This is a genomic window from Herbaspirillum chlorophenolicum (assembly GCF_001189955.1).
Taxonomy (GTDB): Bacteria; Pseudomonadota; Gammaproteobacteria; order Burkholderiales; family Burkholderiaceae_D; genus Herbaspirillum; species Herbaspirillum chlorophenolicum.
Genome location: NZ_LFLT01000151.1, coordinates 1 through 956, shown reverse-complemented (window position 1 = coordinate 956; position 956 = coordinate 1). Strand labels below are relative to the sequence as shown.

General features: G+C 62.0%; 1 protein-coding gene. It reads right to left on the bottom strand.

The window, feature by feature from the left end; genetic code table 11:
- Window positions 1-956, bottom strand: a 956-nt coding sequence (locus AKL28_RS24955; protein ID WP_197091099.1) for a hypothetical protein, incomplete at both ends; no start/stop codon positions are given.

Genomic DNA, 956 nt, shown 5'->3' with positions numbered 1-956 from the left:
GCCAGACATTGCTGTTGAGTAAAGAACCACCATCGCGGTTGAGCGGCGCATCGCGCAGCTCATTGCCTTGCACGTTGACTTTGATGTTGTTGCTGTCCATCGACAGGTTCACGCCCATCGCGCCCGAGACATCCAACATCGAACCGCTGGCCGCAAAGGAACGCTTGGCCGCACTGGCGGCAATCTGGCCGCCGGTGGCCAAGGTCAGCGAACCGTCCGCGAAATTGATGTTGCCGCCGCTGACGATTTCCACACGCGACTGGTCGCGACGATCCGACAGTTTGGACAGGTTGTCGAAGACGCCCGATGATGCGCTTGCACGCAGCGCATTCTGTGTCGCCGAATCCGCGATCAGCGCATCGCGCTGGCTGTTGAGCGCGGTGCTCTTGCCATCGTCATCGATCAGCACCGCCGTATACGAACCGCTTCCCAGCGTGACGCTGCCTTGCGTATCGCTGGCCGAATTCAGCAAATGGATGGTGCCGCGTGTGTTGACGGTGGTGGTGGCGATGGCTACGCCGCTTTGCTGCACGTCGCGCCCGGCCAGTGTGACGTCTCCTTCCGGCGCAGTCAGCAAGCCGGTGTTGACGACCTTGCCGGCGGTGCTGCCGTTGACGAACTGCGGCGAAACTTCGTTGCCGCGCGTGGTCGACATCGCATTGGCATCGGTGCCGTATCCCTTGCGGATGACGAAGCTGTCACCGGCTGCCAACTCTACTTGCCCCTTGGGTGTCCTGATGGTACCGGCATTGCTGACCTCACTGCCCAGCAGCAGTACATAGCCGCCGCCTTGCGTGACCGAGGCCGGTTGTGCGGTGCTGATCTGCGCACCGGCTTCAACGATGAGTTTGCCGTTGGCATCGGTAAAGCTGGGCGTGGTGCCATTCGCGCCATACAGGCCGTTGCTGGTGAACTGGCTGTCGCTGATGGCGGCGGCCGCTGCCACCAGATTGCGT